The organism is Massilia sp. CMS3.1, assembly GCF_051262535.1.
Taxonomy (GTDB): Bacteria; Pseudomonadota; Gammaproteobacteria; order Burkholderiales; family Burkholderiaceae_D; genus Telluria.
This window is the reverse complement of sequence record NZ_JBIMES010000009.1, coordinates 200,794-214,571: the sequence shown is the minus strand read 5'-3', so window position 1 is coordinate 214,571 and position 13,778 is coordinate 200,794. Positions and strand designations below refer to the sequence as shown.

At 65.0% G+C, this 13,778-nt stretch carries 14 protein-coding genes and 1 pseudogene; 10 read left to right on the top strand and 5 right to left on the bottom strand.

Features of this window, described 5'->3' with window-relative positions; translation table 11 throughout:
* Nucleotides 1-15: 15 nt before the first annotated feature.
* Together ACHAC9_RS16285 and ACHAC9_RS16280 are read left to right on the top strand one after the other, a co-directional pair.
* Nucleotides 16-669 (top strand): HAD hydrolase-like protein, encoded by a 654-nt coding sequence (locus ACHAC9_RS16285; RefSeq protein WP_435761215.1) that lies wholly within the window; start codon nt 16-18, stop codon nt 667-669.
* 137 nt (nt 670-806) lie between these two features.
* Nucleotides 807-1,229, top strand: a complete 423-nt coding sequence (locus ACHAC9_RS16280; protein WP_435761213.1) for a hypothetical protein — start codon at nt 807-809, stop codon at nt 1,227-1,229.
* Between the two features lie 237 nt (nt 1,230-1,466).
* Here ACHAC9_RS16280 and ACHAC9_RS16275 read toward each other — a convergent pair.
* Nucleotides 1,467-1,736, bottom strand: a pseudogene (locus ACHAC9_RS16275) (transposase); the annotation flags it as partial.
* Nucleotides 1,737-1,806: 70 nt separating this feature from the next.
* Nucleotides 1,807-2,373 (bottom strand): GTP cyclohydrolase I FolE, encoded by a 567-nt coding sequence (gene folE, locus ACHAC9_RS16270; RefSeq protein WP_435761211.1) that lies wholly within the window; start codon nt 2,371-2,373, stop codon nt 1,807-1,809.
* 147 nt (nt 2,374-2,520) lie between these two features.
* Between folE and ACHAC9_RS16265 the strand changes: the two genes are divergently transcribed.
* A complete protein-coding gene (locus tag ACHAC9_RS16265) occupies nt 2,521-3,408 on the top strand; it encodes a hypothetical protein (protein ID WP_435761209.1) in 888 nt (295 codons plus the stop codon).
* Here ACHAC9_RS16265 and nudC read toward each other — a convergent pair.
* Complete coding sequence (gene nudC, locus ACHAC9_RS16260; RefSeq protein ID WP_435761294.1) at nt 3,405-4,223, bottom strand: NAD(+) diphosphatase; 819 nt, start codon at nt 4,221-4,223, stop codon at nt 3,405-3,407. The genes ACHAC9_RS16265 and nudC overlap by 4 nt on opposite strands.
* A gap of 278 nt (nt 4,224-4,501) precedes the next feature.
* On the opposite strand from nudC, the gene ACHAC9_RS16255 reads away from it, so the two are divergent.
* The 4 genes from ACHAC9_RS16255 to ACHAC9_RS16240 all read left to right on the top strand — a co-directional run bounded on the left by ACHAC9_RS16255 (nt 4,502) and on the right by ACHAC9_RS16240 (nt 9,879).
* Nucleotides 4,502-5,857: a N,N-dimethylformamidase beta subunit family domain-containing protein gene (locus ACHAC9_RS16255; protein ID WP_435761207.1), complete on the top strand. Its 1,356-nt coding sequence runs from the start codon at nt 4,502-4,504 to the stop codon at nt 5,855-5,857.
* Nucleotides 5,858-5,922: 65 nt separating this feature from the next.
* Complete coding sequence (locus tag ACHAC9_RS16250; RefSeq protein ID WP_435761205.1) at nt 5,923-6,975, top strand: glycosyltransferase family 9 protein; 1,053 nt, start codon at nt 5,923-5,925, stop codon at nt 6,973-6,975.
* Nucleotides 6,976-7,121: 146 nt separating this feature from the next.
* Nucleotides 7,122-8,906: a glycoside hydrolase family 2 protein gene (locus ACHAC9_RS16245; RefSeq protein WP_435761203.1), complete on the top strand. Its 1,785-nt coding sequence runs from the start codon at nt 7,122-7,124 to the stop codon at nt 8,904-8,906.
* Between the two features lie 142 nt (nt 8,907-9,048).
* Complete coding sequence (locus tag ACHAC9_RS16240; RefSeq protein WP_435761201.1) at nt 9,049-9,879, top strand: cupin domain-containing protein; 831 nt, start codon at nt 9,049-9,051, stop codon at nt 9,877-9,879.
* Nucleotides 9,880-9,934: 55 nt separating this feature from the next.
* Here the strand turns inward: ACHAC9_RS16240 and ACHAC9_RS16235 are convergent, their stop codons facing one another.
* Nucleotides 9,935-10,096 (bottom strand): hypothetical protein, encoded by a 162-nt coding sequence (locus ACHAC9_RS16235; RefSeq protein ID WP_435761199.1) that lies wholly within the window; start codon nt 10,094-10,096, stop codon nt 9,935-9,937.
* Nucleotides 10,097-10,392: 296 nt separating this feature from the next.
* On the opposite strand from ACHAC9_RS16235, the gene ACHAC9_RS16230 reads away from it, so the two are divergent.
* The 3 genes from ACHAC9_RS16230 to ACHAC9_RS16220 all read left to right on the top strand — a co-directional run bounded on the left by ACHAC9_RS16230 (nt 10,393) and on the right by ACHAC9_RS16220 (nt 12,754).
* Nucleotides 10,393-11,418: a lysozyme inhibitor LprI family protein gene (locus ACHAC9_RS16230; RefSeq protein ID WP_435761197.1), complete on the top strand. Its 1,026-nt coding sequence runs from the start codon at nt 10,393-10,395 to the stop codon at nt 11,416-11,418.
* 161 nt (nt 11,419-11,579) lie between these two features.
* Nucleotides 11,580-12,125 (top strand): glutathione peroxidase, encoded by a 546-nt coding sequence (locus tag ACHAC9_RS16225; protein ID WP_435761195.1) that lies wholly within the window; start codon nt 11,580-11,582, stop codon nt 12,123-12,125.
* A gap of 269 nt (nt 12,126-12,394) precedes the next feature.
* Nucleotides 12,395-12,754, top strand: coding sequence for a DUF1428 domain-containing protein (locus ACHAC9_RS16220; protein ID WP_435761193.1), 360 nt, complete (start codon nt 12,395-12,397; stop codon nt 12,752-12,754).
* A gap of 96 nt (nt 12,755-12,850) precedes the next feature.
* Here ACHAC9_RS16220 and ssb read toward each other — a convergent pair whose 3' ends face one another.
* Nucleotides 12,851-13,360, bottom strand: coding sequence for a single-stranded DNA-binding protein (gene ssb, locus ACHAC9_RS16215; protein ID WP_435761191.1), 510 nt, complete (start codon nt 13,358-13,360; stop codon nt 12,851-12,853).
* Nucleotides 13,361-13,778: the final 418 nt, after the last annotated feature.

The following is a 13,778-nucleotide window of genomic DNA, read 5'->3' as shown; positions in this document are numbered from 1 at the left end:
TGTATCATCGGGAGCATGAGCTACCGACTCGCTATCTTCGACTTCGACGGCACGCTGGCCGATTCGCTGCCGTTCCTGCTCAGCGTCTTCAACCGCATCGCCGACGAGCACGGCTTTCGCCGCATCGACCCGGCGCAGGTGGACAGCCTGCGCCACTACGGCACGCGCGACATGATGCGCCACGTCGGCATGCCGGCCTGGAAGCTGCCGCTGGCCGCCGCCAGTTTCAAAACCCTGATGCGCGAAAACGCCGGCAGGGTAGCCCTGTTTCCCGAGATTGACGCCGTCCTGCGCGAACTGGCGCGCGGCGACATCACGCTGACCATCGTCTCCTCGAACGCCGAAGACAATGTGCGCCAGGTGCTGGGGCCGGAACTGGCTGCCCTGATCAGCCAGTACGAATGCGGCATGTCGATCTTCGGCAAAACCGCGCGCATCCGCAAGGTGTTAAAGCGCGCCTCCGTGGCGCCGTCCTCGGCCCTGTACATCGGCGACCAGGCGACGGATGCCGATGCGGCGCGCCGTGCCGGCGTCGCCTTCGCCGCCGTGCACTGGGGCTATGCGCCGATCGAGGCCTTGCGCAAGGTCGATCCCGAACACGAATTCGACTTGCCGGCGTCATTGGCGGCGATCTCGACGCTGCAAGCGAAACGGGCTGCGCAGCAGTAGGGTGGTCGGCTCCACCCTGGCATGCGAACATCCGCTGCGCTGGCGCCGCCCACGCGCTCACAGTTGCACATCAAGAAAGCCGCGTTCTATACTGGCCCCGGCGCGCCAACTGTCGCGCCGCCACCTGGAACCCATGCATGCGCCCACCTCATTTGCTCCCTGCCCTGCTCGCTCCCCTGCTGCTTGCCGGCTGCGTCGACAGCTCGGCCACGTATTACATCGACGGCAACCAGCACGCGCTGAGCGTGCGCGCGACGCAGGAATATTTCTGGAGTAAGGAGATCACGCTCGCCATGCTCGCCTCGCGCATGCCGGATTGCCAGCGCCGCATTCCGCTGGCCGAGCTGCCGCTGGCAGACGTGGAAGTCGAATTGTTTGCATCGGGCGAGAACATCTACACGCTGCGTGCCGGTGAACTGGCCTGGCGCGTGGAGCTTGATGGCTGCAGCGAGATGGAAGCGCCGGAACAGGTGACCGGCCGGCCGCTCGGCCTGTTCCACCTCGACGAGGACAAGAAAATGATCTTCGAGAATGCCGAGCCCGAAACCGCGCCGAAGTGACAGGCGCTTAGGCCGCAGCCAGCCGCGCGCGATCGGCGCGGCCAATACCAGGCGCACGCAGCCGCCCACATCTTGTTAAAAATCAACCCGCCTCATTGCCGAGACTGAACTGTTTGCTGAAACGTCGCACAAACGCGTCAGCGCCGCCCGAGCAAGCGGCGGCGCGGCAGGCGAACCCCTTGGTTATCGCGGCCTTACTAAACGATGCAGCTGCGCCAGTTCGACATCCCGGTTCAGCTTGTCGAGTGTCTGCTCGAGCAGCGTGCGTTCGGCATCGCGCAGCATGGTCCACTGGGTAAAGTATTCGTGCACGGTGCGCCAGGGCGGAAAGTCGCGCGGCAGGCTGCGCCAGGCAGTCCCCGTGTGCAGGAAATACAGCACCGCGCAGTACACGTCGTAGAGATCGTGCTTGCGCGGACGCGTCTTGCGCCGTGCCGCCTCGAGCATGTCACGCACGAGCTCGAATTGCTCGCGCCCAATATCGCTGGGGAATTCGGGCCTGGCCATGTCGTTCTCCCCAAATTAGCTTTGAGGGGAAGTTCCGGAACAGGTTCCCGTGGGCGCCGCGGCCCGTCGATTAATCCCGGGCGAGCGCTAAAAATTCAGTGCGCAACGCCAGGTTCGGCTGTAATTCACCGAGCATGCAGGACGTGATCGTCTCCTCGCCCTGGGTACGGATGCCGCGGCTTTCCATGCACATGTGGCGGCATTTCACCACCACGCCGACGGCCTTCGGTTCCAGCACTTCCATCAACGCATTGGCGATTTGCATCGTCATGCGTTCCTGCACTTGCAGGCGCTTGGAGAAGATGTCGACCAGGCGGGTCAGCTTCGACAGGCCGACGATCTTGCCGTTCGGCAAATACCCGATGGTGGCCTTGCCGAAGAACGGCGCCATGTGGTGCTCGCAATGGCTGTAGACCGGGATGCCGCGCACCACGATCAGCTCGTTGTATTGCTCGGCGCCGTCCTCGAAGGCCTTCAGTACGGAGACCGGATCCTGGCCGTAGCCCGAGGTCCAGTGTTTCCAGGCCTTCGTTACGCGCGCCGGCGTTTCGTGCAGGCCCGGACGGTCCGGATCTTCACCGAGGCTGGACAGCAGACGGCGCCAGTCGTTTTCGGTGAATGCTTCTTTGTGAGACATGGGCTTACCCTCAAAATACGATTGCCGCAAGTATATAGAAAATGGGCGAAGGTGACCGGGAGCTGCCCCTTTCTTGAGCAAACCAGACTCTTCTGTTGTAGCGATGGGCTAGCGTGAATCCGTTCACACCCCTGATGGAGGCGGCCTATGTTCGGAAGCTCGGTACTGGAACTGGCAATCGGTTTGGCGTTTTGTTACGGCACGGTCGCGTTGATCGTGGCCACCGTACAGGAAGCGCTGGCGGCGGCATTTCGCCTGCGTGCCAACACCCTGCTGGCGGGCATCAAAAGCATGCTCAACGATCCGCGTTTCACCGCGCTGGCGCAAATGGTCTACGCGCATCCGCTGGTCAACCCGCACAGCGACGGACGCGTCGCCGACGAGCGCAGCATGGCGGCCCGGCCATCCTACATCGAACCGGTTTACTTCGCGATCGCGCTGATCGACAGCATCGGGCACGTGCCGGGCAATTTTGCGCGGCTGGGCGCCGATATCGATGCGGTGGCCGACCCGCAGGTGCGGCGCGCCTTGCAGGGCCTGTATGCGCGCGCCGGCGGCGACCTTGAGCGCTTCCAGCACCTGATCGCCGGCTGGTTCGACAATGCGATGCAGCGCCTGTCGGGCAACTATAAACGGCGCCAGCTCCTGATCTCGTTCCTGATTTCGCTGCTGCTGGCGATCTTGTTCAACATCGACAGCATCGCCCTGTTCCGCACCCTGTGGCAGCAGCCGCAGCTGGCGGCCCACATCGGCGCCGCACCGCTTGCGCTCGATGCGCAAACGTTGCGCCAGCTGTGGGCGCTGCCGATCGGCTGGCAGAGTTTTCCGCCGGTACTCGACACTGCCTTCGCCCTGCAGGCGGCCGGCTGGATCGTAACGGCGTCCACTACGCTGTTCGGCGCGCCGTTCTGGTTCGACCTGCTGCAGCGCGCGGTGCAGTTGCGCAGCACCGGGACGCGTCCGGACGACGGCGCCCACCTGCAGGTAGCGACAGCGAGCGCCGCGCCGGCGCTGCCGATGACTAATCAGACCTAGCGGTGTGGAGGCCGGTGCGCGTCGACCAGTACACTTGAGACAGAGATGTGCGGCACGCGCTCCGGCCATTCGTCGTTCGGACCGAACCAGCGCGCTTCCGCAATTTCCGTCGGGTCGACGCGGATCTCGCCACCGGCGTAATCGGCCGTAAAGGCGATCATCAGCGAGTGCGGGAAGGGCCAGGACTGGCTCGCGAAATACTGCAAGTTCGTTACCTGCAGCCCCACCTCCTCGAACACCTCGCGGTGCACCGCTTCCTCGATCGATTCTCCCGCTTCCAGAAAGCCGGCCAGCGGCGTAAACCGTTTGCTTGGCGAGGCGACGTGCATCGCCATCAGGAAGGCATCGCCCTTGCGGATCAAGACCATCATCGCCGGCGAAATGCGCGGGTACGCCAGGTGTCCGCAGTGACTGCATTTGAAACTGCGCTCATGCGCCACGCGCGCCATCGGATGGCCGCAGGCGCCGCAGAAACGGTGCGTGCGCGCCCATTCCGCGATCTGCGCCGCGCGCCCTGCCAGGCCCAGCATCGATTCGTCGAGCTCGAAGAGCAGCGAACGCAGGCCGCGCCATGCATACCCCTCCGGTAGCTCCTCGCTCTCGACCCAGCCCGCCTGGCAATAGCGTTCGCCCAGCAGCCCGACCGGCTGGACATTCGCCGGGTCGAGCTTGAACCCGGCCAGCGTGGCGGCATCCGGCAATGCAAGGTCGTGTTCGCGCAGCAGCAGGCGCCCACCGTGGAAGAGAAAGCTGAGCGGGTCGGCGTGGTGTTGCGGTGCCATCAGCGGCGTGAAGGTCGAAGGCGTTTTCAGCATCATGGGTCGCGGTGAAAGTGGGTGGCCCATCATACCCCGACCGGCGCCCGCCGCACTGTTGACCTTGCCACATTCCCTGAGACCGCAATTGTGCGCCGAGGTTTCCTGATTCTCCAGCGCTCCAGACCTGCGTCAGCCGCATTCAGCCTGCCGAACTAACGGCAGCTCATCCTGCTCAAAGATGGACAACGCATTGCGCCAGCACAGGAGAAGACGATGGACCAGGGACTCGTCATGTCCGGCATTGACTGCATCCAGGTCCTGCAGCGGGAGCCGGCATGATCCGCGCCTATCCCGGCCGCGCCAGCGTGCTGCCCGGCGAACGCCTGGTGCTGCATGTCGCCACCAGCAGCCGCCGTTTTCGCGTGCATTTCTATCGCTGGCACGATGGCTTCGAAGCCATGCACAGCTCGTCCTGGCAAGCCGGGGAACGGGCCCGCGAGCGTGGCGCCGGCGACGACTGGGACTGGCCCGCCTACGAATTCCCGGTGCCCGCGCACTGGCGCTCCGCCGTCTACATCGCCCATTTCGAAGAGGCCGAAGGCAAGCTGCCGCTGTCGCTCGCGCTCGGTTCGGCGGCCGCCCTGTTCGTGGTGCGCGGCGCCCGCCATGGCGGCATGCTGTACAAACTGCCGCTGGCTACCTGGCACGCCTACAACCTCAGTGGCGGCTGCTGCTACGACTGCGATCCGCCGGCGTCAAGCGAGCCGCCAGGCGCACGTGTCTCGCTGGCGCGGCCCGGCGGCGGTATCGGCGGCCCGACCTGGGGCGCGCCCGACCACTACGACGCCGCCTCCAGACGCCAGAGCTTTGCGCATTGGGATGCGCGCTTCATCCGCTGGCTGGCGCGCCAGGGCTACATCCCGGAATTCTGCACCGACCTCGACCTCGACGCCGATCCGCAACTGGCGCTGCGCTACCGGCTGCTGGTTGCAAGCGGGCACGACGCATACTGGACCGAAACGGCGCGCGGCGCGGTCGAGGATTTTATCGCTGCGGGCGGGAATGCCGCCTGGTTCGCCGCCAGGTTGTGCTGGTGGCGCGTGCACCTGGTCGAGGGCCGCTTTTTCGTGTGCCACCAGGGCGGAGCGCGCGGCGCCTTCGACCAGTGGTGGCCCGCCGGCGGCGCCGGGCGCCCTGAAGACCACCTGGCCGGCGCCAGCCACCGCCATGGCGGTGCATGGTGGGATGGCGCGCGCCAGACGGGCGGCTTCATCGTCCAGCGGCCGGACCACTGGGTGTTCGCAGGGACCGGCTTGCGGCGCGGTGACGCCTTCGGCGCCGATACCTGGCCGCCGCTGGCCGGTTGCGCATGCGATGGCGCGCCGCTCGACACCTTCGAGCGCGCCAGCGGCAAGGCGACCTTGTCCGTGTGGGCCGACGAGGGCGGCACGCCCGCTGGCTACCAGTTGCTGGCCGCCTGCCCGCTCGACAGTCGCTGGCAGGCCCTGCCGCCGCGCGAACACCACGCGGCCGGCGAAGGCGTGCACGCGGCGACGCTCGGCCTGTTCGAACGCGGCGGTACCGTGTTCTCGGCCGGCACCACCGACTGGGCGCAGGTGCTGGCCGACGGGCGCGACCGCCAGGTAGAACGCATCACCCGCAACGTCCTCGACCGCCTGCTGCTCTACTGACGCGCGTGTGGCCATGGCAGAGCGCTTCCCAGCCCAATCTTCGACCTCATCCAATGGAGGAAACCGTGTCCCGGCGTCCGCTCCTGCATCGACTCGAGATCACATCCGTCGCCGTCTTTCGCGCGCTGTACCTGGGCGACATGCTGTGCGCCGTGCCGGCCTTGCGGGCGCTGCGTGCCTCGCTGCCGAAAGCCCGGATCACGCTTGTCGGCCTGCCCTGGGCGCGCCAGTTCGCGCGCCGTTTTCACCGCTACATCGACGACTTCGTGCCCTTTCCCGGCCATCCGCTGCTGCCCGAACAGGAGGTGCGCCACGCGGAACTGACGCCCTTCTACGCCGGCATGTGCGAGCGCCGCTTCACGCTGGCGCTGCAATTGCACGGCAATGGCACCCCCGCCAATGACATCGTGACCGGCTTCGGCGCGCGGGCAATGGCCGGTTACGCCATGGGCGACACGGTGGCGACCGAGCACACGGTCCTGTTTCCGTATCCGTCAGTCGGGGCCGAATCGGACCGCCTGCTGGGCCTGGTCGAGCGCCTCGGCGCCAGCGCGGCCGGCGACTATCTCGAATTCCCGGTGGCGCCGGAAGACCGGCAAGAGCTCGAGGCCAGCGGTATTGCCGACGGCCTCGTCCCGGGCAATTACATCTGCATCCATCCCGGCGCGCGCAAGCGCGACAAATGCTGGCCGCCGCGGCGCTTCGCCGAAGTGGCCGACCGCCTGGCTGCCGAATTCGGCGTCGGCGTCGTGCTGACCGGGTCGGCCGACGAGGCGGAGCTGATCAGCGAAACCGCAAGCCACATGCAGGCACGCGCGATCAACGCCGCCGCCTTGAACTCGATCGGGGCCATGGCGGCACTCATGAAAAATGCGCGCCTGCTGGTCTGCAACGACACCGGCGTGTCGCATATCGCCGCCGGCTTGCGCCTGAAAAGCGTGGTCATCTTCAGCAAGGCCGACATCGCGCGCTGGGCGCCGCTCGACCGCGACAAGCACCGCTGCATCTGGGACCCCGATGCACAGCGCTCGGCAGCCGTGCTCCAGCATGCACGCGTGCTGCTGGCCGGTACCGACCCGCACCGGCAACGCAGGGCGGGATTGTGGCCGTATTTTTAGCAGCTGCGCAGCGCGGCACGGGGGCCCACAAACACATGTGGCAAGCGGGCGACAGCTTGAGATTTCCATGCAATTCGGGAGTACACTTTTATGCATAGCGCAAAACAAACAGCAGTCCCCCTCCCCCACCTGGTTACACCCACATCATGCGCAGCTACGACACCCCGAGCACGCTCCATCCGCGTCCGCAGATGGAGCGCCAGCAGTGGGCCAGCCTCGACGGCTGGTGGGAGTTCGCCTTCGACGACGCCAATGCCGGCTTGTCCGCGCACTGGTTCGACGGGCGCGAACTGCCCCAGCGGATCCTGGTCCCTTTCCCCTACCAATCCGCGACCTCCGGCATCGGCAGTCGCGAGATCCACGAAGTCATGTGGTACAGCCGCAGTATCGAGGTCCCTGAAGGCTGGGACAGCGGCGCTTTGCTGCTGCATTTCGGCGCCGTCGATTACCGCGCCGACGTCTGGGTCAACGGCCGCGTGGCGGGCCGCAACCGTGGCGGCCACGTGCCCTTCTCGTTCGACGTCGCGCCCTACCTGAAGGCCGGCACCAACCGCATCACCGTGCGCGTCGAGGACCGCCAGGACCCCTATCAACCGCGCGGCAAGCAATCCTCGTCCGGCACGCCGGTGCGCATCTACTATTACTGCACCAGCGGGATCTGGCAGAACGTCTGGCTCGAACCCGTGCCGGCGCTGCGCATCGACTACCTGCGCATGACCGAATCGCGTCCCGACGGCACGCTGGCCATCAACGTGCACCTGCACGGTCCCTCGAGCGACTGGGAGGCCGAACTCGACGTACTGGACGGGTTCGACTCGGAGCAGATCTGCGCAAGGGCGCGCACGTCCAGCCGCAGCGCCTGTCTCGAACTGCGGGCGCAGATTCCCGATCCGCGCCCCTGGTCCCCGAACGACCCGCACCTGTACCGATTGCGGGTGCGCCTGCTGCACCACGGCCAGTTGGTCGACAGCGTCGAGTCGTACACCGGCCTGCGCTCGATCGAGCTCAAGGATGGCTGGTTCCACCTGAACGGCGAGCGCATTTTCCTGCTGATGGCGCTCGACCAGGGCTACTGGCCCGACACGCTGCTGGCCGCGCCGAACGACGAGGCGCTGCGCGAAGACGTCGCCTGGGCCAAGCGTTTCGGCTTCAACGGGGTGCGCAAGCACCAGAAAATCGAGCACGAACGCTGGCTGTACTGGTGCGACCGGCTCGGCCTGATGGTGTGGGAAGAGATGCCGAATGCGCGCTCGTGGTCCGAGGAGTCCGAAGAGCGGCTCGAGATCGAGTGGCTGCGCGCGGTGATGCGCGACGCGAACCACCCGGCGATCGTGGCCTGGGTACCGGTGGTGGAAAGCTTCGGTTTTCCGGAGCTCGTGCGCCATCCGCACCAGCACGATTTTCTCGAGCGGATGGTGGCGCGCACGCGCCAGGTCGATGCGACGCGGCCCGTCATCGACAACGACGGTTGGCAGCACACCGACGTCACCGATGTCTGCACCATCCACGATTATTCGCACCCGGTCGAGGCGCTGCTGGAACGCTATGCCAGCACGCGCCTGTCCGGCCTTCCGCCGGATACCGGCTGGCACAAGGGCAAGGCCGTGTTCCTGCAGGGGGCGCAATACCGCGGCCAGCCGATCGTGTTCTCCGAAGTCGGCGGCTACCTGCTGGCGCCGGAACAGGCCGAACGCCGGCGCGACCGCCTGTACGACCACTACGGCAACGTGCGCAACGAAGACGAACTGGCGCAGCGCTACTGCACGCTGATGGAAGGTCTGGCCTCGCTGCCCTTCCTCGCCGGACTGTGCTACACCCAGCTGACCGATGTCGAGCACGAGCAGAACGGCTTACTCACCGCCGAGCGCGTGCCGCGCATGCCGCCGGAACAGGTCGCCGCCCTGCACCGCCGGCTCTGGCCGAACGCGTAACGACACTGCGCGCCATCAGCCGTGTTTGTCAACTCGGCTGATGGCGCGACGCTCCCCACCTGCGCTGAACAATTTCGTCAATTCGCTTCTCAAAAGATTGCAGATCGTCCAGAATAGGCTGCTAATCTCAATAATGGAGCGTATGGACAAGATCTCGTCGCTGGTCGGCCGTTACTCGTTTCGTGCCCGGGTATTTTTCAACGGGGTCTTTTGCGATTCGAACGCCTTTGCCGAGGACAAGTCGGCCGGGCAGTTGCACCTGGTGCGTAGCGGCCCGGTGGTGTTCCGCCACGAAGGCGCCCCGGCGCTGCGGGTGAACCAGCCGGCGATGGTGTTTTATCCGCGCGGCACGGCCCACGTACTGGAAATTCCGGAACGCGCCGGCGCCAGCCTGCTGTGCGCCCACATCAGCTTCGAAGACGGCGGCGCCAATCCGCTGGCACGCGCCCTGCCCGAATGCCTGTACCTGCCGCTGGCCGGCCTGCCCGCGCTTGGGCACACGCTGGAGTTGCTGTTCTCGGAAGCGGCCGTCCAGTCCCAGGGGCGCGACGTCATCCTCGACCGCCTGTGCGATGTCCTGATGATCCAGGTCCTGCGCCACGAATTCGAAACGGGAACCCTGTCGATTGGTTTACTGGCCGGCCTGGCCGACCGCCAGCTGGCGCCGGCGTTGGGCGCGATCCACGCGCGTCCGCACGAACCCTGGCAGCTCGAATCGCTGGCGCGCGAAGCGTGCATGTCGCGTGCGCGGTTTACGGAGCATTTCAGGAACGTGGTCGGCATGCCGCCGGGGGAATACCTGACGCGCTGGCGCATCGGGATCGCGCAGGATTTATTGAGGAAGGGGATGCCGGTGAAAGTGGTCAGCAGCCAGGCCGGCTACACCAGTGCGCCCGCATTCACGCGGGCGTTCACGGCGATGGTCGGGGCGTCGCCACGGCAGTGGCTGAAGGACGTTGTGTTGGCCGCGTGACCTTAGTGGGGCTGTTGCCTGTGCCCCGCAGCAGCGCCACATCCATCCGAAAAGCTTACTTGAGCAAGCCCGTACGGCGGGCAACGAAGGCAATCACCAGCGACAGGCCGCCGACATAGCCGATGGCCATCTGCATGCCGACCTGGTGCGCAATGGCGCCGATAACGGGTGGGCCCATCAGGGTGCCGCTATACGCCATGCTGGCGACACCGGCCACGGCCACCGGGCCCTGGGCGAGCGAGAACCGAGCTGCGCGACGAGGAGACCGGGGCGGGGACAGCGGTAACAGTGGTGTGCATTATTTCTGAATTAACTGGATTGAACCCTGCGCTTGGGCGTGCTGTCCGAGAGGCTCCACTCTTCGGCACAGCGGTGGTTCGGTGGCGTCTCGTTAACAGAGGTATATGGTCTGTTTTCGCTATTGCATGGAGTCAATTGCGCCACCTCACCATGCTGAGCGTCTGCCCACGGTAGCGTTAAAGCTTCCAATAGGAAACTTTTTAGGAGACCGCGATGCCCCGTGCGTATTGGCCCCTACTGCTTGCGAGCCTGCTGGGTGTCGGCGCCCAGGCGGCGCCTTACCCGAATGTCTACGGCGCACCGCCGGAAGTGCTGCGCAGTACCGACTGGTATCGCCAATGCATGCGCGTGAAGAACGACAAACCGGCGCGCCCGCCAGTCGATGCCGTGCCTGGCGGGCGCTGCGACGCCTCCGCCCTGTACTACGACACCCTGAACTTGGTGGAGGCGAGCAAGGCCGACTGGCAGCGCGTGCATGCCTGTGCGGCGCGCACGCATGCGCATGGGGTCCTGATGATGATGTATGCGAATGGCGCCGGGATGACGCCGCAGTTCGACCTGGCGTTGAAACACGCCTGCAGCATCCAGAGTCCGGTGGGCGAGATGAAAAGCCGGGTCCAGCACCTGCGCCGGCGCGCCAGCGGCGACGACCGCGCACCGATCGATGTCTGCGACGATGCCGCCGCCGACATGCGCGGCCGCTGCGCCGCGGTGCGCGAGCGCCAGCGCGACCAGTCTCGTGGTGCCCAGCTCGCCGCCCTGACGCGCGGCTGGAATGCGAAAGAACAGCTCGGCCTGGAGATGGCGAGCAAGGCAGTCCATTATTTTGCCCAGCACCGGGTCGACTACGAAACCGATGCCGGCAGCGCTGCGACCCGTGCGCTGCAGCTCGACGTCCAGGCGTTCGAGCTCGACCAGTTCGCGGCCGATGTGCTCGATGCTGAAGCCGGCAAGGTGCCGCGCTTCTCGGAAGCCGAGTTCGATAGCCTGGAACAGAAAATGAATGCGACCTATCGCCAGTTCATGTTGAACCGTCCGGCGAGTACCTCTTACCTCGGCACGATCCGCAAGACCGGTGTCGAGAAAGCCCAGCGCGCCTGGCTGGCCTACCGCGATGCGATGGAACTGTACGGGTCGATCCGCCATCCGCAGGTGCCCGGTTCCGGCTGGCGCGCCCAGCTCACCGCGCGCCGTTTGAAACAGTTGACCGAACTCGACAACGCCGCGGCTGGGCGCTGATTCAACAGGGACAGCACTTTCGCCGGCACCTCATCGGTGCCGAGCATCGCTCTCCATCCCCAGCAGGAACACGGCGCCGCCTTCCAGGCCGGTGGCCGTTTCCAGCATCCTCGCGCGGCGCGCGGTAGGATAGCCATTTCCGCGACCCTGAGGAGTAACCCATGAGCACGCTGTTCGATATCCCGCTGCACCGCCTCGAAGGCCAGGACGCCACGCTCGGCGACTACCGTGGCAAAGTCATGCTGATCGTCAACGTTGCATCGCAATGCGGCCTGACGCCGCAATACGCCGGCCTGGAAAAACTGTTCGAGCACTACGAAGAACGCGGCCTCGTGGTGCTGGGCTTTCCGTGCAACGATTTCGGCGCCCAGGAACCGGGGGACGAGGCGGAAATCGCCGATTTTTGCCAGCGCAATTACGGCGTGCGCTTCCCGATGTTCGGCAAGGTGGAAGTGAACCGCGCAGCGCGCCACCCTCTGTACAGCGAACTCATCAACGCTCAGCCGCAGGCACGCCAGGCCGCCGGCAGCACCTTCGGCGACAAGCTGGCCCAGCACGGGCTGAGCCCGAAGAATCCAAGCGACGTGATGTGGAATTTCGAAAAATTCCTGGTCGGGCGCGACGGTGCCGTGGTCGCCCGCTTCGCACCGGACGTGAAACCGGACGATCCGGCGCTGGTGGCGGCGATCGAGGCGGCGCTGGGCTGAGCGGAGCGCGTGTTGCCGTCATTGCTACAAAACCGGTAAATTAGACCGGGTTTGAGTCCTGAACCGGCGGAGGCGCGCGTGAAGCACAGCATCAATGCGGCAGAGTACCGCGACCTGCGCGCCAGGAAGATCGATGCCGGCGCCACCGCGGGCGGCGTGTATGCGATTGTCGAAGAAGAAACGGCGGCCAGTCCGGCGCCGGGGAAGCATTCAGGGATTTTTACCGCGTTGTCGAGGTCTCACCCCTACCCAACCAAAGGAGAACGATCATGGCCTATGTCGATGGTTTTGTTGTTCCGGTTCATAAAGACAAGCTCGATGCCTATCTGGCGATGTCCAGGACGTGTGGCGCTATCTGGCGCGATCTCGGCGCGCTGGAATTTCGCGAATGCATTGCCGACGACGTCAAGCCAGGTAAAGTCACCTCGTTTCCCCAAAGCGTAAACCTGGAGGATGGCGAAGTGGTGGCGTTTTCGTGGATCGTTTATGAGTCGCGCGCCAAGCGCGATGCAATCAACGAGCAAGTCATGAAGGATCCGCGCATGCTTGAATTCATGAAGCCGGAGAACATGCCCTTCGATGGCAAGCGCATGATCTACGGCGGGTTCGAGATGAGGGTGGACGTGTAGGGCGACGCGTCAGCCAGCCTCAATCGCTATCGGAGGCGCACAAATACAAATGGCCTGCAATTGCAGGCCATTTCGATCGGATGAGCTGCGGCCCGATCAGAACGGGATGTCGTCATCCATGTCCGAGAAGTTCGGCGCCGGACGCTGCGGCTGCGGACGCGCTGCCGGGGCCGCCGGCGCCTGGCGTGGGGCCGGGCGCTGCTGCTGCTGTTGTGGCTCGTAGCCGCCGCCGTCGTCCATGCCCATGCCGCCGCTGTCGCCGCCCATGCCCGCACGGCCACCCAGCATCTGCATGTTTTCAGCGATGACGTCGGTCGCGTAGCGCTCGATGCCGTCCTTGTCCGTGTACTTGCGGGTCTGCAGGCGCCCTTCGACATAGACCGACGAGCCCTTCTTCAAATACTGGCCGACGATCTCGGCCAGGCGGCCGAAGAAGGAAATGCGGTGCCATTCGGTCAGCTCTTTCTGCTCGCCGGTATTCTTGTCTTTCGACTTGTACGAGGTGGCGACCGCGATGTTCGCGATGGCGTCGCCGCTCGGCATGTAGCGGATTTCCGGGTCGCGGCCGAGGTTGCCGACGATGATGACCTTGTTAACTGATGCCATGGTGTGACTCCTTCAGGATAATGTGCGAGCGTCTAACAAAACCCCCGTGGCAGCGTTGCATCGTCTCGCCGTACTCGCGTACTGTCTTCGACGATGCGCCTTGCCCTGAAGGTTTTTTAGACGCTCGAGCCCTGGCTCTGCACAAGACTGAACGCCAGGGAACTGTGTACTGCAACGCGATATTATGGGGCCGAAGTGGCGCCATTAAAAGGACATTTTGTTGGGGTGAGTCAGCGCCCAAGGCGGCGCAAAAACGGCGAATCGTTGTCGTCATACCCCGCCTGCCCCGCCGCCAAATTTATTTTTGGATTCTGAACGGTTTGACATTGAAGCCTGAGCCAAACGGCTCACATACGACAAAACTGATATTGTCGACTTCAATTCGCTTGCCGAACCGCATATCAATCTGGCATCGCTG